General features: G+C 59.6%; 18 protein-coding genes. 8 read left to right on the forward strand and 10 right to left on the reverse strand.

Annotation, left to right across the window (positions count from 1 at the left end):
* Positions 1-7: 7 nt before the first annotated feature.
* From FP026_RS13980 to FP026_RS14000, 5 genes are all read right to left on the reverse strand, one after another.
* A complete protein-coding gene (locus FP026_RS13980) occupies positions 8-1,678 on the reverse strand; it encodes an ABC transporter ATP-binding protein (protein WP_149635223.1) in 1,671 nt (556 codons plus the stop codon).
* A 13-nt stretch (positions 1,679-1,691) separates the two neighbouring features.
* Positions 1,692-2,819: an ABC transporter permease gene (locus FP026_RS13985; RefSeq protein ID WP_149635224.1), complete on the reverse strand. Its 1,128-nt coding sequence runs from the start codon at positions 2,817-2,819 to the stop codon at positions 1,692-1,694.
* On the reverse strand, positions 2,819-3,829 hold the full coding sequence (locus FP026_RS13990) for an ABC transporter permease (protein ID WP_149635225.1): 1,011 nt from the start codon (positions 3,827-3,829) through the stop codon (positions 2,819-2,821). The genes FP026_RS13985 and FP026_RS13990 overlap by 1 nt, the downstream gene beginning before the upstream one ends.
* 159 nt (positions 3,830-3,988) lie before the next feature.
* Positions 3,989-6,076 (reverse strand): ABC transporter substrate-binding protein, encoded by a 2,088-nt coding sequence (locus tag FP026_RS13995; RefSeq protein WP_149635226.1) that lies wholly within the window; start codon positions 6,074-6,076, stop codon positions 3,989-3,991.
* Between the two features lie 139 nt (positions 6,077-6,215).
* On the reverse strand, positions 6,216-7,682 hold the full coding sequence (locus FP026_RS14000) for an alpha-glucosidase/alpha-galactosidase (RefSeq protein WP_149635227.1): 1,467 nt from the start codon (positions 7,680-7,682) through the stop codon (positions 6,216-6,218).
* A 245-nt stretch (positions 7,683-7,927) separates the two neighbouring features.
* Between FP026_RS14000 and FP026_RS14005 the strand changes: the two genes are divergently transcribed.
* Positions 7,928-8,797 carry an AraC family transcriptional regulator gene (locus FP026_RS14005; RefSeq protein ID WP_246665342.1) on the forward strand — a complete coding sequence of 290 codons (870 nt, stop codon included), beginning with the start codon at positions 7,928-7,930 and terminating at the stop codon, positions 8,795-8,797.
* 210 nt (positions 8,798-9,007) lie between these two features.
* A complete protein-coding gene (locus tag FP026_RS14010; protein WP_149635229.1) occupies positions 9,008-11,257 on the forward strand; it encodes a glycoside hydrolase family 2 protein in 2,250 nt (749 codons plus the stop codon).
* A 21-nt stretch (positions 11,258-11,278) separates the two neighbouring features.
* Here FP026_RS14010 and FP026_RS14015 read toward each other — a convergent pair whose 3' ends face one another.
* Positions 11,279-12,190 carry a GntR family transcriptional regulator gene (locus FP026_RS14015; RefSeq protein WP_149635230.1) on the reverse strand — a complete coding sequence of 304 codons (912 nt, stop codon included), beginning with the start codon at positions 12,188-12,190 and terminating at the stop codon, positions 11,279-11,281.
* 246 nt (positions 12,191-12,436) lie between these two features.
* On the opposite strand from FP026_RS14015, the gene FP026_RS14020 reads away from it, so the two are divergent.
* The 4 genes from FP026_RS14020 (at position 12,437) to FP026_RS14035 (ending at position 17,344) form a co-directional block, all read left to right on the forward strand.
* The gene (locus tag FP026_RS14020; RefSeq protein ID WP_149635231.1) at positions 12,437-13,456 is read left to right on the forward strand and encodes an aldo/keto reductase; all 1,020 of its coding nucleotides are present in this window, start codon (positions 12,437-12,439) and stop codon (positions 13,454-13,456) included.
* Between the two features lie 252 nt (positions 13,457-13,708).
* A complete protein-coding gene (locus FP026_RS14025) occupies positions 13,709-14,698 on the forward strand; it encodes an ABC transporter substrate-binding protein (protein WP_149635232.1) in 990 nt (329 codons plus the stop codon).
* Between the two features lie 89 nt (positions 14,699-14,787).
* Complete coding sequence (locus FP026_RS14030; protein ID WP_149635233.1) at positions 14,788-16,338, forward strand: sugar ABC transporter ATP-binding protein; 1,551 nt, start codon at positions 14,788-14,790, stop codon at positions 16,336-16,338.
* Between the two features lie 34 nt (positions 16,339-16,372).
* Positions 16,373-17,344 (forward strand): ABC transporter permease, encoded by a 972-nt coding sequence (locus FP026_RS14035; protein ID WP_149635234.1) that lies wholly within the window; start codon positions 16,373-16,375, stop codon positions 17,342-17,344.
* Between the two features lie 135 nt (positions 17,345-17,479).
* Here the strand turns inward: FP026_RS14035 and FP026_RS14040 are convergent, their stop codons facing one another.
* The 4 genes from FP026_RS14040 to FP026_RS14055 all read right to left on the reverse strand — a co-directional run bounded on the left by FP026_RS14040 (position 17,480) and on the right by FP026_RS14055 (position 21,826).
* Complete coding sequence (locus FP026_RS14040) at positions 17,480-18,484, reverse strand: acyltransferase family protein (RefSeq protein WP_149635235.1); 1,005 nt, start codon at positions 18,482-18,484, stop codon at positions 17,480-17,482.
* Positions 18,481-19,776, reverse strand: coding sequence for an O-antigen ligase family protein (locus tag FP026_RS14045; RefSeq protein WP_149635236.1), 1,296 nt, complete (start codon positions 19,774-19,776; stop codon positions 18,481-18,483). Before FP026_RS14045 ends, FP026_RS14040 begins: the two co-directional genes overlap by 4 nt.
* A gap of 9 nt (positions 19,777-19,785) precedes the next feature.
* Complete coding sequence (locus tag FP026_RS14050; RefSeq protein WP_149635237.1) at positions 19,786-21,060, reverse strand: polysaccharide biosynthesis/export family protein; 1,275 nt, start codon at positions 21,058-21,060, stop codon at positions 19,786-19,788.
* Between the two features lie 85 nt (positions 21,061-21,145).
* Entirely contained in the window at positions 21,146-21,826 is a 681-nt protein-coding gene (locus FP026_RS14055) for a sugar transferase (RefSeq protein ID WP_149635238.1), read from the reverse strand.
* Between the two features lie 741 nt (positions 21,827-22,567).
* On the opposite strand from FP026_RS14055, the gene FP026_RS14060 reads away from it, so the two are divergent.
* Positions 22,568-22,858 (forward strand): exopolysaccharide production repressor protein, encoded by a 291-nt coding sequence (locus FP026_RS14060; protein ID WP_149635239.1) that lies wholly within the window; start codon positions 22,568-22,570, stop codon positions 22,856-22,858.
* A 101-nt stretch (positions 22,859-22,959) separates the two neighbouring features.
* Entirely contained in the window at positions 22,960-23,970 is a 1,011-nt protein-coding gene (locus FP026_RS14065; protein WP_149635240.1) for a glycosyltransferase family 2 protein, read from the forward strand.
* Positions 23,971-23,981: the final 11 nt, after the last annotated feature.

Here is a 23,981-nt window from a genome sequence, read left to right on the forward strand (position 1 = left end):
CTGAATGCTATGAAGCCACCTCGAACGCCGCTCTGACAAGGCGTTCGGTGTAAGCGGTCTTGGGATGCAACAGAACCTCTTCGACCGGCCCTTCCTCCATGATCTTGCCGTGCTGCATGACGATGACGCGGTGGCAAAGGGCGCGGACGACCTTGAGGTCGTGGGAAATGAATAGGTAGCTCAGACCTTTCTCGTCCTGCAGCTTTCGCAGCAGGTCGATGATCTGGGCCTGGACGGAGAGATCGAGCGCGGAAGTCGGCTCGTCGAGAAGGATGAATTCCGGCTCGAGCGCGATAGCGCGGGCAATCGCAATGCGCTGGCGCTGGCCGCCGGAAAATTCATGCGGAAAGCGCGAGAGAATGTTGGCCGGCATGCCGGCGCTGACGAGCGCTTCCTTGACGCGCTCCAGCCGCTCGGCCTTGTTGGCGCCGAGGTTGTTGACCACCAGCCCCTCGCAAATGATCTGGCCGATGGTCATGCGCGGATTGAGCGACGAGAACGGGTCCTGGAATACGATCTGCATGCGCGAACGCAACGGCCGCATTTCGGCGCGCGAGCGGCCATGGATTGCCTGCCCGTCGAAGAAAATCTCGCCGCTATCGGCATCGATCAGCCGCACCAGCGCTTGGCCGAAGGTGGTCTTGCCGGAACCGGATTCACCGACCAGGCCGAGCGTTTCGTGTCGGCGCAGATCGATATTGAGGCCGTCGACGGCGACGAGTTCGCGCATGTCGGGCTTGAAGAAGCTGCCGTGACGCAGCATGAACGCCACCTTGACGGATTTGCCTTCGAGGACGGTGTCGCAGTTCGGCGGCAGCGGCTTTGCCTGTCCGCGCGGTTCCGAGGTCAGCAGGTGCTGCGTATAGGGATGCTGCGGATTGGCGAAGAGCGCCTCTGTCGTGTTGTGCTCGCGCATTTCGCCATGCTGCATCACATAGACATAGTCGGAGAACTGACGCACGACCGTCAGGTCATGGGTGATCAGGATGACGGCCATGCCGAGCTGCTTCTGCAGATTGCGGATGAGGTTGAGGATCTGTGCCTGGACGGTGACGTCGAGCGCCGTCGTCGGTTCGTCGGCAATCAAGACGTCCGGATCGTTGGCGAGCGCCATGGCGATCATCACGCGCTGGCGCTGCCCGCCGGAGAGCTGATGCGGATATTGCTTCAGCCGCGCTTCCGGATCGGGAATCTGCACCTGTTTCAAGAGGTCGAGAGCCCGCTTCTCAGCGTCGCGGCGGCTGACCTTGCGATGAACCCTTATCGCTTCGACGATCTGGCTGCCGATGGTGTAGATCGGATTGAGCGAGCTCATCGGCTCCTGAAAGATCATCGAGATGCGGTCGCCGCGCAGCTGCCGGCGCGCGCGTTCGGAGAACTTCAGCACGTTCTTGCCGTCGTAATGGACGACGGATTTGTCCGAAACCACGGCGCGCTTGGTCAGCAGCCCCATCACTGTGCGGGCCGTCACCGATTTTCCCGAGCCGGACTCACCAACGATGGCAATGGTTTCGCCGCGATAAAGCTGGAAGGTGATGTCCTTGACGGCATCGACCATGCCGTCCTCGACCTTGAACTTGACGGCGATGTTGCGGGCGTCGATGACAGGCGAGGCTGTCTTGTTCGCGGCATCGAGCCGCGTGTCGGGGGCGAAGGAATTGACGAGTGCAAGAGCCATATCCGTTCTCCTCTCAATAGGGATCGATCGCGTCGCGCAGGCCGTCGCCAAGGGCATTGAAGGCGAAGACGGTGACGAGAACGAAGGCGACGGGGGTGAGGATCCAGGGGTAGGAGCCGATGACGGAATAGGTCGACGTATCCTGCAGCATCAGACCCCAGGAGATCAGCGGCGGTTTGACGGCAAAGCCGAGGAAGCCGAGGAAGGATTCCAGCAGCACTACGCTCGGGATCGCGAGCGTCACGGTCACGATTACGTGGCTCATGACATTCGGGAAAATATGCTGCAGGATGATGCGCCGATCGGTCGCGCCGACCGCCATGGCCGCGCGGACATAATCGATGCGCGCCAGAGCCAGCGTCTTGCCGCGCACCTCGCGTGACATCTGCGCCCAGCCGAGCGCCGACATGACGACGATGACGAAGGCGAGGAAGACATTGGTTGGAGCCGTCACCGGGATCAGCGAGGTCAGAGCCAGGTAGAGCGGCAGCTGCGGGAAGGCCAATACCACTTCGACGAAACGCTGGATCCAGGCATCGAGCGTGCCGCCGAAATAGCCCGATATCATGCCGACCGCAGTGCCGACGACGGTGACGATGGCAACGACCGTCAAGGCGATCATCAAAGAGATGCGCGAACCGTAGATGGTGCGCGACAGCACATCCCGGCCGAATTTGTCCGTGCCGAGGAAATGGACGGGACCGCCGTCCGTGGCGCCGAAGAGATGCCGGTCGCCGGGGATCAGGCCAAAGAGACGGTAAGGGTCGCCCTTGACGAAGAGGCCGAGCAGGCGAGGGTGATCGTAATCCGGTCCGACGATCGGCTGGAAGGTTACGGGATCGAGATCGCTGGTCTCGGCGAGGGCGTAGACCCGAGGCTGGAGGACGAAATTACCATCCTTGTCGTGAAAGCTGATGACCTGCGGCGGCGCGAAGCCGGTGTCCGTCGCCTTCGGATCGAGCGGTGCGACGAATTCCGCGAAGATCGCCATCAGCAGGAGCAGAACGACGAGGGTCAGGCCGCCCATGCCGGTCCAGGAGCGCTTCAGGCGACGCCAGACCAGCGCGATGTAGCTCTCGTTGCCACTCTTCTGCTTGATCTTCTCTTCGGGCGGCGGCGGGGAATTGCTGAAAGCAAGCATCAGTGGATCCCTCCCTGTTGACGCACGCGCGGATCGAGCAGGGCAAGCAGCACGTCAGCGATGATGTTACCGATGATGAGGGTTGCCGAAAGCACCATCATGAAGGTTGCGGTCACGTAGACGTCGCCGACGGCCATCGAACCGACGATCGCCGGTCCGACGGTCGGCAGCGTGAAGATGATCGCGGTCTCGATTTCGCCGGTCAGCATGTAGGGCAGGACGACACCCTGATACATGATCAGGGGATGAAGCGCATTCGGCACAGCATGGCGCATGACGACGGCGCCGCCGGAAAGGCCCTTGGCGCGCGCCGTTTCCACATATTGGGCATTCAGCGTGTCCAGCAGGTTACCGCGCATTATGCGCATATTGTAGGCAAGGCCGCCGAACGTGGCGATCGCAACGACCGGCCAGACATGCTTGACGAGATCGACGAATTTGGCCCAGGACCATGGCGCGCCGCCATATTGCGGCGAGAAGAAGCTGCCGATCTCCGAGACGTTGAGCTGGAAGACGAGGATGTAGACGATGATCAGCGCCATCAGGAAGCGCGGCACCGTCATGCCGAGGAACGAGACGCCGGCGAGCAGATTGTCGATCCAGCTATATTGCCGCGTTGCGGCCCAGATGCCGAAACCGATGCCGAGAATCGATGCCAGGATGTGGCACACGAGCGCCAATGCCAGGGTGCGCGGCAGGCGCTCGCCGACGACATCGGCCACCGGCTTGTTGTAGACCATGCTGTAGCCGAAATCGCCTCTGGTGACGATGCCGCCGATCCAGTTGAAGTATTGGACGACCATCGGCTTGTCGAGACCGTGCTCGCGGCGATAAGCCTGCGCCTGCGCATCTGCCTGTTCGAAGGACGCGCCGCCCTGGTTTATCAGCTGCGAGCGGATGTAATCGGCATAGTCGCCCGGCGGTGCCTGTATGATGGCGAAGGTCACCACGCTCAGGATCAGGAGCACGGGAATGGCGGATGCTATGCGAACGAGCAGGAATCGTAACATCGGACGGTTCGCTTCTCTTGATGCTGTCGACAATCTCGATCCGATGAGGACGATATGTGCCAGCGGTTCATGTTTGCCCGGCGATGGCTGATCGCTGGAATGCTTCAGGTTTCGATGGCAGCCGGGGTCATGCCGGCTGCCATCGGGTCGGTTGGAACCTTATTTGATCGGGCCGGCGCCGCCCGGAGCGCCCGGTAGTTCCTCGGGGAACAGCTCGTATTTGCCCTGCTTGTCTGCCGCCACCCAGAGCCGCTCGCGGATGATGGAATCTTCAGCCCAGTTGAACAGGAAGATCGGCGTACCGGGAGGAACGTTGGAGAAGCGCTTGTTGATGATGAGAGCTCCCGGATATTCGGTCAGACCGATATTGTAGAGATGCTCCGTCGAGATCTTCTGGAACTGCTTCATCAAGGCCACGCGCTCGTCATTGTCCTTCGATGCGGTGAACTTGTTGACGACATCGACCATGTCCTTTTCGAAGGGCATCAGATCCAGCTGTCCGCTTTCCGGGGCGCGGTGATTCCAGCTCGTGCGCGGGCCGACGGGCGCTAGCTGCTCGGTGTTCTGCACGACCGAGGCAAGCTCCGTGGTATTGCGTCGTACCATCCAGTCGAAGCGGCCGCTGTAGTTGGCATCGTCGCGCTTGGGGCCGACCAGCGCATTGATGATGACGCGCAGCCCGAGCTTTTCCATCTGGCTGACGACGCCCTCGGCAAGGCTCTTGTCGGTGGTGTAATCGCTGCTGACGAGAAGGGTGATCTCCACATCCTTGCCGCCATTGACGCCGGCCGGGAAGTTGACGATGCCATTGCCATCGGTGTCCTTCAGCCCGGCTTTTGCCAGTTCGGCCTTCGCTGCGGCGAGATCGAACGGGTAATAGACGGTGGATTTGCGATCATAGAAGCTGCTGCCGGAAGCCAGGCCCCCCGGATAGATCGCCGTGAACGGTCCCTTGACCAGCGACTCCCCGAGCGCCTTGCGATCGAGCGCCATCGTCACGGCCTTGCGGAAGTCCTCGTTGCGGTTCAAGTCACGTACTGCCTGAGCACGGTCGTCCGGATTGCCCCAGCCATTGGCGGAGAAATTCATCTGCAGGTTATAGCCGATGAGGCGGGGACCGAAGGCGAGGCGAGCCGGGGCATCCGGCTGCGCGGCGCGCTTCAGCGAGGCGACGAAATTTTCCGGCTGCTCGAGATTCGACAGGTCGCCGGAGCCGGCAACGGCCTGCACGTCACGGTCCGCCCAGGTCGAGAGCTTGTAATGCAGCTCGTTGAAGTAAGGAAGCTGATTGCCCTTCTCGTCGACCTTCCAGTAATAGGGGTTGCGGCGCAGGACGATGATGTCGTCGGAACGATATTCGACCGGCACCCAGCCACCCATGACTGGCATGTTCATATATTCCGGCGGGAACGCGTTCTTGAACTGATCGTAGGTGTTCTTGGAATATTTCGGGTGCTGCGGCTTCAGGATATGCGACGGGCCTGGGCAGAAGCTCGGATAGGCCATCGTGTAGAGATATTGCTTCGGGAAGGCATCCTTGAAGGTCCATTCGACCGTATAGTCGTCGATCTTCTTCAGCGTCGTTCCCTCGCCGAATGCTTCCGGCGATGCGCCGCCGCCAAGCGGCGAGACATTCGGGTCGATGACCTCGTCATCCCAGTAGAACATGATGTCGTCGGCGTTGAAGGGGGCGCCATCGGACCATTTCGCGCCTTCGATCAGGTGCATGGTGAGCTTGTGGCCGTCCGGCGACCATTCCCAGCTCTTGGCAAGGTTCGGCAGCGGTTCGGTATCCTTTGCCTCGACCTGGAAGAGCGGAGCCGTGCGCGTCAGGCACTCCGAAAGAGCGATGTCGATGCCGCCCCAGCCCTGGGTCTGACCGGCACCATAGTTCCAGCCTTCGGGCCTGCCGCCGATGACATGACGCAGCGTGTCGCCATAGACGCCGATGCCGTCAGGCATATTGCCGGTCTTGAAAACAAGCGGCTCCTTCGGCAGTCGATCCTTGACGGGTGGCAGCTTGCCGGCCTTCACGAACTTCTCCGTGACCCAGGCGGGTTCGTGGTATTCCGGCAGCGCCTTGAATTCCAAAATGGAATTGCGCTCGACATATTTGATCTTTCCTTCCGCCGGAAAGACTGGCGGAACGGGCGGCACTGTCGGTTCGGCCGCGTAGGCGCTGATGGCGATCGCGGATGTGGCAATCGTCAATGCGGCCAGAAGGCCGATCGGTCGAAAATGTCTCATCTTCTTCTCTCTCCCAATATCGCGACCGTTCCAATCGAGGTGTCGCGCTCCTCCGGTAAAACGGAAGACGATTGACCTACGGCGGGAAATATCCCCTGAGATCCCCGCCGCAGTACCTATCTTCCGATCTGTATGTTCGTCAGCCGGCCTGCTTCAGCGCGGCTTTCTCCGCCCGCAGTTCCTCGATCGAACGGACATTGCGGCTTGCCGCACCCTTCCAATCGCGCGTCTTGACCTTGCCGCGCGACAGGCGCTCCTTCGCCTCATCAACGGCATGCGCGTATTGCGGCAGCCAGCGCGCCTCGGCGAGGACCATTTCGTCGACCATCTGCCAGACCTCCTCCGGTGTGGCGATGGCACCGACCAGCGGGTCGTGCAGAACGGCAAGCTTCAGCAGTTCGATATCGCCGCTGATGGCGGCATGGACCGACATGCGCTGGACGTTGATCGACGAAATGCAGGTGGCGGCACACGCCTCGGGCAGCGTGATGCCCGCCACCATGTTGATGCCGAAGCGATCGACGAAGCCGGGCGATTCGATGATGGCATCGCTTGGCAGATTGGTGATGACGCCATTGTTCTTGACGTTGAAATGGCCGCGATAGACGCGGTTGGTTTCCAGCGCCTCGAGAATATGGCTCGCATGCTCGTTCGAGCGTCTGCTAGCGTCGATCGGCTGCGAGGCACTGTCGAGGATCTGCTGGAATTCCGTCTCGAACCAGTTGCGCGTCTCGGTGGAGTGACGCAGGTAGCCGCCGGTCTCGCCATGGATCCAGTCCGACATGTCGATCCACTTGTTGATCTCGTCCGGGCGCTTGCGATACCAGGGCAGGTATTCGGACAGGTGACCGTTGCTTTCCGTCGAATAGACGCCGAAACGCTTCAGCACATCGATGCGCAGCTTTTCCTGCTGCGAATAGACCGGATGCGCCTCGAAGGCCGCAATCAGCTCGTCCTTGCCGATCTTGCGGCCGTTGAGGCGCAGATCGACGAACCAGGTCTGATGGTTGATGCCCGAGCAGATATAGTCGAGCTCGCGCTTGTCCTTGGCGCCGAGCACTTCGGCGATCTGTTCGGCGCCATGCTGGACGCCATGGCAAAGGCCGATCGTATCGACCTTGCCGTATTCGATCGCCGCCCAGGTGTTCATCGCCATCGGGTTGGCATAGTTCAGGAACTTGGCACCGCTCTCGGCGACCTCGCGGATATCCTTGCAGAAGTCGAGAATGACGGGGATGTTGCGCTGGCCGTAGAGAATGCCGCCGGCGCAGATCGTATCGCCGACGCATTGGTCGATGCCGTATTTCAGCGGGATGCGGATATCCTCGGCATAGGCCTCCAATCCACCGACGCGGACACAGCTGATGACGTAGCGCGCGCCTTCCAGCGCCTTTCGGCGATTTGTGGTGGCGGTGACGCGCGTCGGCAGCTTGTTGGCCTCGACGATCCGGTCGAGGATCGCCTTGATCATCGTCAGATTGTGCTCACTCAGATCCGTCAGCGCGAACTCGACATCGCGGAATTCCGGCACGCAGAGAATGTCGGTAAACAGCTTTTTCGTGAAACCGACGCTGCCTGCGCCGATAATAGCGATTTTGAAACTCATGATCCTCACCTTCAAGTCGGTAGAACAAGCAGCGGCAGGGGAGAAAACGGGCATTTCGCCCTATGATCGCAACGGTTGCGAAATAGGCCGAAATCGTGTCTTTTTCTTCAATCGCCGATCCTCAACGGCGGTCAAGCGCTGTTTTCTGGCGGGGATTATGCCTATAATCACCCAGCCGAACAGAGAACTATTATGCTTTCAAGGGTAATTTTGTGCTGCAGGAATTGATCGATAACGGACAGGTTATGCGGACGGTTTCGCTGCCGCGCGGCCGTCACCGGCTGCATGCCATGCCGACCAGCGCCGGATACGAAATCCGGCACGACGAACCCTATGATTGGGACGGCCGCCGGCGCGGCCAGACGCCGTTTACCGTGCTTCAGCACACGATCAGCGGCACTGGTCGATTGCGCTATGAAAACCGCAACTATCGTGTGAATGCGGGCGATACGCTGCTGGTGCTCGTGCCGCACAATCATCGCTACTGGCTGGAGAAGGGTGAGCGCTGGGAATATTTCTGGATCTCGATGAATGGTGAGGAGGCGTTGCGCATCCATCGCCTGATCCTGGCCGCTGCCGGTCCTGTGTTGAAGCTGCAGCAGGCGACCATCGATCAGCTGGCCGATTGCGGCCTGCGGCTCGTCAAGGGCGCCACGACGCCCGCCTCGGCTTCGGCGATCGCCTATGAGGCGGCCATGGCGCTCTATGACGACGTCTTCGGCTCGCATGCCTTTGCTGCCGACCGCTCCGTCATGCAGATTGTCATCGACTACATTAACGCCAATCTCGACAAGCCGCTACCGGTCGAAGAGCTTGCGAAGGTGGGTGGCCTCAGCCGCGCGCATTTTTCGCGCGTCTTCGCCGAGAACGAAGGCGTGCCGCCGGCGGAATTCGTATTGCAGCAGCGCATGCAGCGTGCGGCGAAGCTGCTGACGAAGGCTGCCTTCATCCCGGTCAAGGAAGTCGCGATCATGTCGGGCTTCGATGATGCCAATTATTTTTCCAAGGTGTTTCGCCGCATCTACGGCATCAATCCGACGGAGTTCCGCACCACCGGCATGTATGCCGCGGTGCGCAGCCCGGTCGAGGAGGCGAAGAACGGGCGAAACCGATAAGTCGCGCGCCGGCTGGGGTCGCCGCCGTTTGCCTGCCCGGGAAAAGCGACCTCAGGAAAATCGAAATCCGCCAACCGGTCGCATTGCCTGTCCGTGGCGAGCCTGTATACATATCGCCCCGCGGCGCTTGTGCCTTCCTCGCCGTGCGCCTGATTTCCAAGCAACATCTGTTCGTCCCCGCTGCGACGGGCTAAATCGATAGGATTGAATATGCGTTCTGTTGTCGCCTTCAACGAATCCTGGACGTTTCATGAAGGATTTTCGCCCGGAGATGTCGGCCGCCCGCAGGAAGGGGAAAGCGTCACTCTGCCGCACACGGCAGTCGAACTGCCCCTCAACTATTTCGACGAGAAATCCTATCAGCGCGCCTTCACCTATCAGAAGATAGTGAAGTGGGACGAGACATTTGCCGGGCGCGAGATATCGCTGATCTTCGATGCTGCCATGGCGGACGCCGTCGTCTATCTGAACGGTGAAGAGATCGTCGCGCACAAGGACGGCTATACGCCCTTCGAGGCGCGCCTGACCGGCCGCCTGCATCAGGGCGAAAACCTGATCACGGTCAAGATCGACGGCAGCGAGAACCCGGAGATTCCGCCTTTCGGCGGTCGGATCGATTACCTGACCTATGCCGGCATCTATCGTGATGTCTGGTTGAAGCTGGCCGATCCCGTCTCGGTTGCCAACATCAAGGTCGAGACCGGCGACGTCCTTTCCGACCGCAAATCCGTGACCGTACGCTGCGACATATCCAATCCGCAAAGTCTCGCTTTCAAGGTTACGGTGACCGTTACATTGCGATCCGCCGATGGCGCGGCCATCGCCTCGGGGCAGGCGGTCACCTCCGGCGAAAGCGTAGCGCTCAACTTCGATGGCCTTGCGGACATCTTGCTCTGGGATCTCGACAATCCCGTCCTCTATTCGGCCGAGGTGGCACTTGCGAGTGATCACGGGGCGGATCGTCATGCCACGACGTTCGGCTTCCGCACGGCAAGCTTTACTGCCGAAGGTTTTCTGCTCAACGGAAAGAAGCTGAAGCTGCGCGGGCTCAACCGCCATCAGGCCTTTCCCTATGTCGGCTATGCGATGGGTCGTTCCGCCCAGGAGCGTGATGCCGAAATCATGAAGCGGACGCTGAAGTGTAACATCGTGCGCACCTCGCATTATCCCCAGTCGAAGTGGTTCCTCGACCATTGCGACCGCATCGGCCTTCTGGTTTTTGAGGAAATCCCCGGCTGGCAGCATATCGGCGATGAGGAATGGCAGCAGGAATCGATCCGCAACGTGCGCCGCATGATCGAGCGCGACTGGAACCACCCCTCGATCGTCATCTGGGGCGTACGCATCAACGAGTCCCAGGATTCCCACGATTTCTACGCCGAAACGAACCGCCTGGCGCGCGAGCTCGATCCGACGCGCCAGACCGGCGGCGTTCGTTATATCACCGAGAGCGAGATGCTCGAGGACGTCTACACCATGAATGATTTCATCCTCGGCAACGAGGAGCTGCCGGGTGCCAACCGGCCGCGCATGCCGCTGAGGCCGCAGCAGGAAAATACCGGCCTTTCCAGGGACGTGCCCTATCTCATCACCGAATTCGGCGGCCATATGTATCCGACGAAAATCTACGATCAGGAGCAGCGTCAGGCCGAGCATGTGCGCCGGCATCTGGAGGTCCTGAATGCCGCCTACGGCGACCCATCGATATCGGGCGCCATCGGATGGTGCATGTTCGACTACAACACACATAGCGATTTCGGCTCCGGCGACCGGATCTGCTACCATGGCGTCATGGATATGTTCCGCGAGCCGAAATTCGCCGCTTATGTCTATGCCAGCCAGTGCGAACCCACCGAAGAGATCGTCATGAAGCCGGTGACGATCTGGGCGCGCGGCGAGCGGAATATCGGCGGCGCTCTGCCGCTGATCGTGCTCACCAATTGCGATGAGGTCGAACTGCGTTACGGCTCGCTGACCAAGCGCCTCGGCCCGGACCGGGAGACTTTCCCGCACCTGCCGCATCCTCCCGTCGTCTTCGATCACCGTTCCTTCACACCGGACGAACTCGGTGTATGGGGGATGGAGTGGGAAGACGTGCATTTCACCGGCTATATCGGCGGCAGAAAGGTTGTCGAGCAGCATATGGTCGCCAATCCGCTGCCGACGTCGCTTCAGGTCGAAGCCGATGCCGATACATTGCGCACAGGCGAGCGCGATACGGATACGGTGCGCGTCATCGTGCGTGCGCTCGATCAGGCCGGCTCGCGTCTGCCTTTTCTCAATGAGGCCATCACGATCAAGGTCGAAGGTCCGGCGAAGGTTATCGGGCCGGAAACGGTGGCATTCCAGGGCGGGACCACGGGCTTTTGGTTGCAGGCGACGGGCAAGGCAGGCGCCATCAAGCTCGAGGTTGCCTCACCGCGCTTTGCCAGCCAAAGCCTGAGCTTCATCGCGAAATAAGCAAGCTGCCGGCTCCCGTCGTCATGCGGCGGAGCCGGCAATTTCTCCTGGGATTTGCGGGATCGATTGCAGCAGCGTCTGCCGTGCCGAAGCGAGATGCTGGCGGCAGGCGGCATTGATCCTTTGCTGGTCGCGCGATTGCAGCGCTTCGATATAGTCGAGATGCTCCACTACGGCGCGGGCATTGCGCTCGCGTGCGAAAGCCTTGTTCCACTGATAGTGATAGTGAAAAATGATGGCGATGACGTCGTAGAACTCGGTGATGAAGCGGTTCTTCGAGGCGCGATGGATGAGAAGGTGAAATCTTTCGTCGAGGCGCGAGAAATCGCGATAATGCGCGTCGAAATCTTTGAGTAGCTCGCGGTGTTCCTGCTCGATCGCCTTGAGATCCTCCCAGGCGCGATGATTGGCAGGCAGGCGGCCGAATTCGGCTGCGGAATGCAGCTCGAACATTTCCCGCACGTCAGCAAGTTCGAGCGCGAATTCGCTGGTGAAGCCCTTGAGAATCCAGTGGCTGTTCGGCCGCTTCTCGATCAGGCCGAAGCGGCTGAAACGGATAAGAAATTCACGAACGACCGACGTGCCGGTGCCGATTTCGCGCGCCAGCTCCAGCTCGTTGATCTGCATGCCGGGCTGGGCTTCGTCGGACATTATGCGCACCATGAAGCTGCGCTCGATGATATCGTGCAGTGAATCGGTTTCTTCCTTGGGGAAGAAATCAGCATCCGTCGGCAGGCGCAGCACCGTCTTCTGCCGCTTGTTCCAGAGAATGATGCCAGCGTCGCTGAGACGCATCAGGATCGCCCGCGCCGTGCTGCGGCTGACGCCGAGTTCGGCCGCGATTTCAGGCTCGCTCGGCAGCTCGGTATGGAGCTTCAGGCTGGCCGCATAGCGATTGTAGGCTTCCTTGAAGAGCGTGTTTTGCCTTGCCATTTCCCCCTCGCGTATCATCGCCGCTCTTTACCGGCGGCGCTGTCTGAACCATGTCCCGATGGCAGTCAATTGCAGGAGTTATGTCGAAACTGCTGTTTCCGCCATCTCCCGTGACGGTCCCCATGATTTCCTCGTTGACACCAAAATGTTTATTGTAGATAAAAAACAAAATCAATGGCGATGGATGTCGAGAGCCTCCGTTAATGCCACCGAAATTGAAATGATCGTCATCACAAGGGAGAGGTGATGCAGAGAAGAACAATCGGCAGGACGGGCCTCGAGGTCACGGAGATCAGCTTCGGTGCTGCGGCGCTGGGCGGTCTCTATCGTGCCTGCCCTCGCGATCAGGCGATGAAGACCTTGCAGGCGGCCTGGGATAGCGGCATCCGCTATTTCGACGCGGCACCCTGGTATGGCTTCGGCCTTGGCGAGCGCCATGTCGGCGATTTTCTGCGCGATCAGCCGGAAGACAGTTACGTACTGTCGACCAAGGTCGGTCGCCTCATGCGGCCGGTGCCGAGCGACAAGGTGCCGAATTACGGCTACGTCGATCCGCTGCCTTTCGATGCCGACTATGACTATTCCTATGACGGTATCATGCGCTCGGTCGAGTTCAGCTATGCTCGCCTCGGTCTCAATCGCATCGATATTCTCTATGTCCACGATATCGGCGGCTATACCCACGGCAAGGCACTCAACGAGCGTTACCTCGGGCAGCTCCTGGGATCCGGGTTGAAGGCTCTGGAGGCGCTGAAATCATCCGGCGCGATCAAGGCCTATGGTCTTGGTGTCAACGAGGTGCCGGTCTGCCTGGACGTCATGCATGCGGCCGATATCGACTGCATTCTGCTTGCCGGTCGCTATACGCTGCTGGACCGCTCGGCCGTTGCCGAGCTGTTGCCGCTTTGCGAGAAGAAAGGAACATCGCTGGTCGTCGGCGGTGTCTTCAACTCCGGCATTCTGGCGACTGGCCCCGTGCCCGGCGCGCATTTCGACTATCTGCCGGCAACGCCGGATATCCTGGCCAAGGTTGGGGCTATGGAAGACATCGCCCGCAAGCATGGTGTACCGCTTGCCCAGCCGGCGCTTCAGTTTCCGCTGCGCAGCCCTTGCGTAGCCTCGGTGCTGATCGGCACGGCGAAACCGGAAAGTCTTGTCCGCAACATGCAGCTCGTGGAGCCCCGGCTTCCCGACAGTTTCTATGCGGAGTTCGAAGGATTGACCCTGGTGGCGCCGCCGTTGGGAGACGAGGCGGTCCGGGTCTAGCAATTCCAGGAAAAGTGCGTAGCGGTTTTCCGTCCGGAATTGCGTTGAAATAGCAGGTGGAGCGTTAAACCGCTCCAGCAGATTGGGAGCTTCGAGCCGTCGGAGAGACGGCTTCGTAGAGGAGGAAAGCCTGTTTTGGCGTCGGTGGCTTTTCCGCCGCGCGATGCGTGACGCCGCAAGGCGTCGCGATACCAGCCGTAAGCGTTCAGCGGCAGGTGTGCAGGAGAGAGAGCGCGTTGAGAGGAGAAGCAGATGAAAATTGCCAAGTCACTTTTGTCCCGCCGCAGTTTTGCCGGCCTTGCCGGTGCTGCCGTCATCGCCATGGCGATGCCCATGCAGTCCTTCGCGGCCGACGTGACAATCCCGATCATCGTCAAGGATACGACGTCCTTCTATTGGCAGATCGTTCTTGCCGGCGCTCGCCAGGCAGGCAAGGATCTCGGCGTGAAGGTGCCGGAGCTCGGCGCTCAATCGGAATCCGACATTAACGGTCAGATCAGCATTCTCGAAAATGCCGTTGCCGGCAAGCCGGCAGCGGTCGTGATCGCGCCAACCGAACGCAAAGCGCTCGGCAAGCCGGTGGATGAAGCCGCCAAGTCCGTACCGGTGGTCGGTATCGACTCTGCCGCCGATTCCAAGGCCTTCGTATCCTTCCTGACCACCGACAACGTCCAAGGTGGCCGTATCGCCGCCGATGGCCTTGCCGCCGCGATCAAAGGAATGACTGGCAAGGAAGAGGGCGAAGTCGCCATCATCACCAGCCTGCCGGGCGTCGGCTCGCTCGACCAGCGCCGCCAGGGCTTCCTGGAGGAGCTCAAGAGCAAGTATCCGGGCCTCAAGGTTGTTGCGGATAAATATGCAGACGGCCAGGCAACCACCGGTCTCAACATCATGACCGACCTGATCACGGCCAATCCGAAGCTCGTCGGCGTCTTCGCTTCCAACCTGATCATGGCGCAGGGCGTTGGCCAGGCGATCGCTGAAAACAAGCTCGGCGACAAGATCAAGGTCATCGGCTTCGACAATGACGACAAGACCGTCGGCTTCCTGAAGTCGGGCGTTCTTGCCGGGCTCGTGGTGCAGGACCCCTATCGCATGGGTTACGATGGCATCAAGACGGCGCTCGCCGCTTCCAAGAAGGAAAAGGTCGAAGCCAATGTCGATACCGGCGCCAATCTCGTCACCAAGGCGAATATGAGCGATCCGAAGATCGATGCTTTGATCAATCCTAAGGTCAAGTAAGGCTTGAGGCCGCGCCCGAGAGATCGGGCGCGGCCTTTCGTCCAGCCGCCCTCTAGGCGGTCGCGCAGCGATGCGAGGAAGGAGACCTCATGACGAGCCTTGAAGAAATCAGCCATCGACACGACGACACCGTCAAAACGGAAGCAAACCGCATTCCAGCGGGCTCGCCCATCCTCGAACTGAAAGGGTTGCAGAAGCGCTACGGCTATGTCGAGGCGCTGAAACCGGCGACGATCACGTTTCTGGCCGGTGAAATCCATGCCATCGTCGGCGAAAACGGTGCCGGCAAATCGACGCTCATCAAGCTTCTGACCGGCGTCATCACCAGGACGTCAGGCGAAATCTTCTGGTGCGGCCATCCCGTTGCGCTCGCAACGCCCAATGAGGCGATCGCCCGCGGCATCAATGCCGTGCATCAGGAAGTGGTGCTCTGCCCGCACCTGACGGTCGCAGCCAATCTTTTCCTCGGCGACGAGGTCAATCGTTTCGGCCTGATGCGCAAGAAGCAGATGGTGGCCATGGCGCAGACCGTGCTCGACGATCTCGGTTTCGGGCTGCCGGCCGGCGAACTATTGGGTTCGCTCACGATTGGCCAGCAGCAGCTGGTCGCGACCGCGAGAGCTGCGATGCGCGGCACGCAGTTCCTGATTTTCGACGAGCCGACCGCCTATCTCACACGTCAGGAATCGGCGCAATTATTCAAGCTGATCCGCCGCCTGCAGAGCGAGGGCGTGACGATCGTCTACATCAGCCATCGCATGGAAGAGGTGTTCGAACTCGCCGATCGGGTCTCCGTCCTGCGCGACGGCACGCATGTCGGCACCCGCGCGATTGCCGAAACCAACGAGGACGAGCTGATCAAGCTGATGATCAATCGTTCCATCGAGCAGATCTACCACAAGGAAGAGATTCCGATCGGCGACACTATCCTCGAGACACGCGGCCTCTCCGGCCCCGGCTTCGAGGATGTTTCGCTGACTGTCCGCGCCGGCGAGATCGTCGGGCTCTATGGGCTGATCGGTGCCGGGCGCAGCGAATTCGCCCTCGGTCTTTATGGGCGTCAGCCGCTCTCCGCAGGGGAAATCTACTGGCAGGGGCGCAAGGTCAATATCCGCAGCGAACGCGACGCGATGGAACTCGGCATCGCTCTTGCGCCGGAAAGCCGCCGCGATCAGGGGCTCTGCCTCAACCTGCCGATTGGTCTCAATATCAATCTGCCGGTGTTCAAGCGGCTGAGCCATGGTCCGATCATCAACAACAAGAGCGAGGCTGCGAATGCCGACAAGCAGATCCGCGATCTCAGCATCAAGACACCCAGTAGGCGGGTTCTGGTCTCCGCCATGTCGGGCGGCAACCAGCAGAAGGTCGTCATCGGCAAATGGCTAAGCTACGGCGCCAAGCTGTTTATCTTCGACGAGCCCACGGTCGGCGTCGATGTCGGGACTAAAGCGGAGATCTACCGGCTGTTCGCCAAGCTGCTTCGCGCCGGCGCCGGCATCATCGTCATCTCATCCTATCTGCCCGAGGTCTACGAGCTCGCCGATCGCCTGCACGTTTTCCGCCAAGGCCAGCTGGTCGCCAGCCATGATTTCCATGCGGCAACGCATGAGGAAGTCCTCGGCGAGGCGATCGGCGTCTGAACAACAAACAAGTCGAAAGAGGGAGAACAAGAAAATGGCCGCGAATACGACAGAAGGCCCGACGGTTGCGCCGCGGCGCAAGATGAACATCCTCTTCAGCTTGACGCTGATCCTGCTCCTGCTGGCGCTCTGGATCCTCTTGGGCTTCTGGACCGACAAGTTCTGGACTCCGCTCAACATCACCAATCTGATGCGTCAGGGCTCGATGACGGCCATTCTTGCGCTTGGCCAGACCTTCGTCATCATCACGGCGGGCATCGACCTCTCCGTCGGCGCGATCGTTGGCTTTTGCACCGTCATCATCGCCTGGCTGCTCCAGGCCGGGTTTCCGGTATGGGCCGCGATCCTCATTACCCTGCTATTCGGGGTCCTGATCGGGGCGTTCCACGGCTTCGGCATCGTGCGCATGGGTTTGCCGCCCTTCATCATCACGCTGGCGACACTGACGTCGCTGCGCGGCATCGGCCTGCTGATCACCAACGGTTCGACGATCAATATCGTCAATGACGATTTCACCAATTTCGCCGTTTCGGACTTCCTGGGGATTCCAAGCCTGTTCTGGATGGTGATCCTAGTGGCGATTCCAGCCGTCATTTTCCTGCATCTGAGCCGCTGGGGCCGCTATCTTTTCGCCGTCGGCTCCAATCGCGAAGCGGCCCGGCTTTCCGGTGTCAACGTCAATTGGATGATCTATCTCGCCTATATACTGTCGGGAACCTGCGCCGCCTTCGTCGGTGTTCTGCTTGCCTCGCGCATCGCGATCGGCAATGCCACCCAGGCCGATGGCTGGGAGCTGCAGGCGATCGCTTCGTCGGTCATCGGCGGAACCAGCCTGTTCGGCGCGGTCGGCTCGGTCTATGGCCCGCTGATCGGCGCATTCATCCTGGCGACCATCAACAACGGCGCCAATCTATTGAACCTGAATTCTTTCTGGCAGCGCATCATCACCGGTGCCCTGATCATCGTTATCGTCTATTTCGATCAGCTGCGGCGGCGGCGGCTTTAGAGCAAATCCAGGAAACGTGCGCGGCGGTTTTCCGTCCGGAATTGCGAGACGACAAAGAGATGGAGCGGTTCAGAGATTTCGTGAAAAGCTGAACCGCTCCGGTCCATTGCCACCAATCCGGTGGTCGGTCTGCGATCAGGCTGGCGAGGGGCGGGCCCTTCGCCAGCTGAAGTTCCGCAAGAGGTTGCGCAGCGGCTTTTCGACCAGCTCATAGGCAAATATCCCGAGCACTGTGCCTGCTATAGCGCCGAGGAAGGCGACCACATCGGACGGGATCGGTGTCGATGCCGCGAGCTTTACCACGACCGAGATTGCCAGCGTATGCCACAGATAGATGGAGTAGGAGCCGTTGCCGAGATAGGTGAGCGGCGCAATCTGCGGCAGCCTACCGCTGCGCTCGACCGAGACCATGCCCAGTACCAACGCTATGGCGAGCGGACCGCAGGTTATCTCGTTGAATTCGAGGCTAAGAATTTCAATGGCCGCAAAGCCGCCAATCGCCGCGACCATGAGCGCAAGGCCGAGGCCGAATCCCGGGATATTTCCCTTCAGCCAGAGCTGCCCGAGAACCGCGCCCGCCACAAACTCGAGAATGATCGGTCTCGTATAGGTGACAAGCAACGGCGATTGCGGATGGATGATCACACCGGCGATGACGAAGGCGACAAAGACGCCGATGAGGCTGCCGAGACGCAGGCGCTGAGGCAGGAACAGGCAGGCCGCGAAGATGACATAGAAGAACATCTCGAAGTTCAGGGTCCATCCTTGAACCAAGACCGGCCAGATCTCGTTGCTATCGTTTGGCGAGCGGAGAGGAATGAACAGCAGCGAACCGAAAATATGGCTTGTCGTCAGCTTCAGGTTCGGAAACAGGCCGACGACTGCCCCGCCGATCATGATGGCCGTGACGATCCAGTAGGACGGCGCGATGCGCTGCAGCCGATCCAGCACGAAGCGCAGCGGCGTGACGGGACGGCGTTCGCTCATGGTCCACATGATGAAGCCGCTGATGACGAAGAAGACGTCGACGCCGGCAGCCCCGATGCGAAAATGGCCGCCGCTGCGCTCGGCGGCGTGGAAGAACACCACGGCGAGTGCGGCAAAGGCACGAAGATACTGGATACCGTAGAGCGTTTTCATTGGCCCGTCCGCGGCTCCCAGTTTACAGGCGTCGCGAATTGCATCCGGTCATCGCCGGCGGGCAGTGGCGCGTTTAGGCGCGCTCGCGCTCGCATGGAGAGTTTTCCTGCCGTGAAATAGAACAGGAAGGAGCCGACATGGTACGGATTTAGAATATCGATCTCTACGAAAGAGCGGATCAGTAAGAGGGTAGCGACACCCAGAAGGATGTAGGATTCATCGTTTCTGATGTCGCTCAGGAAGCGGCTGATATGGCCGATGAAGGCCGTCAGCAGGATCGAGGCGAGCAGGAATACGCCGATGAGCCCGGTTTCCACCGCGGTCTCGATATAGGTATTATGGAAATGGAAACCGGCTCGCGAAGCGATGAAAAACTCATCCCATAGTCGCTCGGGCTCGGAGAAGCCCTGGACCCAGTAAGCCTGATAGCCTACCCCAAAGAAGAGGTTCTGCTGCGCGGCGGCGATGCCCTGCTGCCAGAGATAGGTACGTCCGGTGAGCGTGGAATCCTTGCCGAAGGCGCCGAGCACAAGGTCGACCGCGCCGAGATAGACGCCGGCAACCGCGAGGACAACGCCGGAGACGGCCACGGTCACAAACAGCCTTTTGCGCTGTCTGGGCGACAGGTACAGGATTACGCGCAGGCTCACGCATAGGACCACCACCAGCCCGGTCGTCAGCACAGAGGTTGCCGATTGCGAGGCAAGCAGGCAATAAGCGGATAGCAGGCCGGCAATTCCCGCGCCCAGCATCCAGATTCGCCGTTCGCCAAGAACGAAGACGGCGGTAAAGGCGAAATAGATGCCGATCGAGGCATTAAAGCCGAGCTGGTTCTTGGAGTCGAAGGCGCCGACGAAGCTGTAGGTTCCATCGATCGGATCATAGGCATAATAGCCGAACAATATCGAATAGATGAGCACGATGCTGGTGCCGGCGATCGCGCCGCGTGCCAGCGTGCGGATATCGAGCGTGCGCATGGCAACCAGGGCGCAGAAGATATGCGTCATATACTGGATCGCCGCGCGCGCCGTCACGGAGGGCACGACCGACCAGAAGATCGACAGGCAGGTGAAAACACCGAAGGCGAAAAGCCAGAGCTGCTTCTGGTAGCTGCCGAGCACGTTGCGATAGTCCATCATGACCAGCGGGAACCAGAGCGCGTAATAGAGCAGGATCGAAGGCTGGCCGAAACGCGAGGAATAGGCGAAAACGAAGAAGGAGAGAGCAATCGCCACCGTGCCATAGGTGACGTTGCTGCCTGGACGAACAAAGATCGATTTGGCTATCCGCATCGACTTCCCTTATCGCATGGCAAGACCGGTGCTGACCTTGATGAGGTCACCGGGCAATACCTGCGTATTCTCCTGGGCCTGGATTTCCTTCGACTGGCCGTTCTCGTCGCGAATGATCGTGTAGGAGATGCTCACACTCTGGCCGCTAGGATCGAGATTGCTTGCATCCGAGGATTGGGCAAGCGCTTCCTGCATCAGCGACTGGCTGGTCGAGAGCTTCAGCTGCAGGGTTTCCAGCTGCGTATCCGTATCCTGCATATCTTTGGCCAGCGAGCTCTGCCAATCGTTATGCACGGTATTCTCGTCCTGGGTGGCCTTGTTGATGTCCTGCTTGGCTTTCAGCGACGCCGTTTCCGTATCGAGAAGGGTGGCCTCCAGATCGGATGCGCGCTGTTCAGCGGAGATCCGGCGGGAGGCAAGTTCAAGCCCCCGTTCGGCTAGGCTTTCGACCTTGTCGCGGTCGGCCTTTGCCAAGTCCAGCTGACGGCTCTGCGTCTCGTTCTTTTTCGAAAGCGCTTCGACTTCGTTCTGCAGAAGGGTTTTCAGATCTTCCAGGGTCTTCAGCTGGTTCCTCATGCGCTCGGCGCGGGTCTGCATTAGCGCCCGCTCGCTTGCAAGCACACTTTCTGCTTGCGGCGTTTGCTTGAGTTCCGGGGGAACGTCGATTTCGTCTTTGCCGGCCAGTTCGGCCAGCAGGCGCGCCTTGCGCATCAGAAGGCGGCCGCGCTCGGCCATGTAGACGACGGCGTCGCCCTTTGCATTGATGAAATCCCGCGCAAAACGCTGGCCGGCATCGGCGCGACGCATGCCGCCCCCAAGGCTGACGGCCTTGAGCACGGTGAGATTGGGCGCGAAGGGATATTCGCCCGGATTCTGCACCTCGCCTGAAAGATAGATCGGGCGGAACTGGGAGAGTTCGACCGAAGCCGAGGGGCGATCACGCAGGCCGAACTGCTTCTGCAGCCCGAGGCCGATGGCCTCTGCGATCTGGTCCGTGGTCTTGCCCATCGCGGGCATGTCGCCAATGAAAGGAACGGAGATCGAGCCCGAGGGGCCTACTGTGTAGTCGCCTGAAATCGAGGACCAGTCGCGAACGGCGCCTTCTGCGGTCTGCCATTCGGCAACGCGCACATGCAGCTTGTCCATGACGCCCAGATGATATCCGGGCAGATTGTCGGCTGACGCCGAGACGGACGCTGCGCAAAGGCTGAGAGCGACGAAAGCTGCGCATCGAAGAGATGTATTCACGCGAACAAGCCTCTTGAAAGGCCGAAATTCAATCATGCAGGATCTTCCCTGTTAGTGGTTGGCAGCCCCGCCGAGCGCGGGAAAACCGCAGGAGATGACCCGCGGTATCTGCCGGTCATCATCAATAGCTGCCGCGCGAGAGGCAGACCGCAGGAATGGTTTTGGCGATGATCTTCATGTCGCTGCTGAGCGACCAGTTCTTCACATAATGCGTGTCGAAGGCGACACGGCTGGCATAGGAGACGTCGTTGCGGCCGCTGACCTGCCATAGACCGGTCAGGCCGGGGCGGGACTGCAGATAATAGATCGCGGCGGTCTCATAGAGCTCGAGCTCGTCCTCCACGACCGGTCGCGGGCCGACGATGCTCATTTCGCCGCGGATGATGTTGATCAGCTGCGGCAGTTCGTCGAGGCTGAGCTTGCGCAGCACTGCGCCGACGACGGTGACGCGAGGGTCATCCTGCAGCTTGCGCGTTGCGCGCCACTCCTCCATTGCCTTCGGATTGGCTTGCAGATGGGCCTGCAGAACCTTGTCACCGTTGACGACCATGGTGCGGAACTTCAAGCAGCGGAAGCTCTTGCCACTATGGCCGACGCGGCGATGGCCGTAAAAGGCGGGACCCTGGTCTGTAAGTTTCACCAGCAGCATCAGCATCAGGAAGAGCGGGCTGATGAGAACTAGAGCGGTCATTGCGGTAGAGACGTCGAAAACACGTTTCAATACTCCACCAGTTGGCGGAAAGACGTCGCTTTCCGCGGCGCTGAAAAAAGCCGATGTGGCCGATCTCGTCGCAGATTTCATAGAGAAAACTCCATTCATGTTGACGATTGGTCGGGAATGCTCGGACGCGTAACTAGAGCCGGGATGAACGGAGTGTAGGTTGGGAATTGGACTTTTTAAGCCAAACTTTTGTAGCGATATGGCATGGCGGTATATATTTACCGCATCAATGGTGAGTTGGTTTAAATCAGTGATCAAGAATGGATGGGTTGTACTGTATCAAACCTCGTATAATGGCAAGGTTGATAGCTCTGTTGCCCCATAGTCGACAGTTTCTAAGGACATTATAGGTGGTGAAGAGTAAGTTGTTCATTATCATTGGTTTCGAAAGCTTCTGGTCGTTCTCGCTTCAGCTATATGCTATCTTGATGCCATCCTGACTTCTTCACAGGATATATTGCAGTGCAGCAATGTTTTGCGGTGCACATACTGATAGCGGCTTTTCCAGGACTTTGTAATAAAAGTTGATTGAATTGATGAGGAAGCCAGGGGCATATGGCCGACCGCGTCTGTCGCAATAATTGTATGTTGGCGCTACGTATCCATATAATTGCAAAGAGAAAGATGAACAAATTCAATTGTAATTATAATCGAGGCGTAGTTTTAACAGGCGCAGCGTTAGGATCGTCTCAATTCGCAACGGATCACTGTGACTTGGTTGAATCTCAATGAATCATAAAATATATTTGGTGTTAGGGTCTGATAAGGGAGGAAAGACCTTGATCGCATTTTCCATAATAGCTCAGCGGGCGAGGTAAGATTATGTACGCGCCGCGCGTTTTTGTCAGCATGTTGGGCACGCTGATCGTATTTGCCATCGCAACGTACTTTTTGACGAATTCTGTTTGGACCACGCTGATCGAAACGATCATCTGTGCCGTCCTCCTGCAGATCGGCTATTTTCTCGGTGTGCTCTATCTCGTCTGGAAAGAGCGCAGGTCGCGCCATGCCTTCCTGACCGAAGACAAGGGGCTCGCGCCGGGCCAGGAGGATACGAAGGTCGGTAGCCTTTCCCCATCCAATTTCAAGCGCTCCGAGCCGTTCAAACCTTAAGTCGGCCCTAAGTCGAGTTGTCAGGCAGATCTTTTGCCGGTCCGGCGGTTGTCGGATCGAAGCCATGTCCTAAGTCTCCGGCAGAACCATTGGAGGCTGACGTGACCGACAGTGCAGAAAAAGGCGTCTGCGTAATCATCGCCGCAAAAAATGCCAGCGATACCATCGGGCTGGCTATCGCCTCGGCTCTTCGGGAGCCGGAAGTGGCTGAAGTCGTCGTCATCGATGACGGTTCGACGGACGGAACCGCTGCCGCGGCCGCCAGCGCCGACGATAACAGCGGCAGGCTGACAATCCGAAAATTCGAGAAGAACCGCGGTCCGGCGGCCGCACGCAATCACGCGATCGAGATATCCAAGGCTCCGTTGATCGGTATTCTCGATGCCGACGATTTCTTCTTCCCGGGGCGTTTCGCCTCGTTGCTTGCCGCCGACGATTGGGATTTCGTCGCCGACAATATCGCCTTCGTCAATGCCGATACGGTTCCGGATGCCCATGCAAGGCTCGATCACTTCGATGCGAAGCCGCGCTTTCTCGATCTCGTTGCCTTCGTCGAGGGCAATATTTCCAAGCGGGGCGTGCGTCGCGGCGAGATCGGTTTTCTCAAGCCCTTGATGCGGCGGTCTTTTCTGGATGCGCATGGCCTGCGCTATGACGAAGCGTTGCGCCTTGGCGAAGACTACGATCTCTATGTGCGCGCGCTGGCCAAAGCCGCGCGCTACAAGATCATCCATAGCTGCGGCTATGGCGCGGTCGTGCGCAGCGATTCCCTGAGCGGCAGCCACAGGACCGAGGATCTACGGCGGCTCTATGAGGCCGACCGGGCCATCCTTGCCAAGGGCGGCCTTTCTTCGGCGGATGCAGCCGTGATCCGCCGCCACGAGCAGCATATTCGCGACCGCTACGAGTTGCGGCATTTCCTCGATATCAAATCGCAATCCGGCCTGTTCTCGGCTGCGGCCTATGTGCTGTCGCATCCCGTCGCCGTTCCGGCGATCGCCGGCGGCATCCTGGCGGACAAGACGGAGCGTTTCCGCAAGCGTGGCGGTGCGCCCATCGCCCATTCCGGTGCGAACGGCCTGCGCTATCTCCTGCAGGCCGCTCCGGAATAGGGATCGCTCGG

The organism is Martinezella tropici (genome assembly GCF_008370325.1).
Taxonomy (GTDB): domain Bacteria; phylum Pseudomonadota; class Alphaproteobacteria; order Rhizobiales; family Rhizobiaceae; genus Rhizobium; species Rhizobium tropici_B.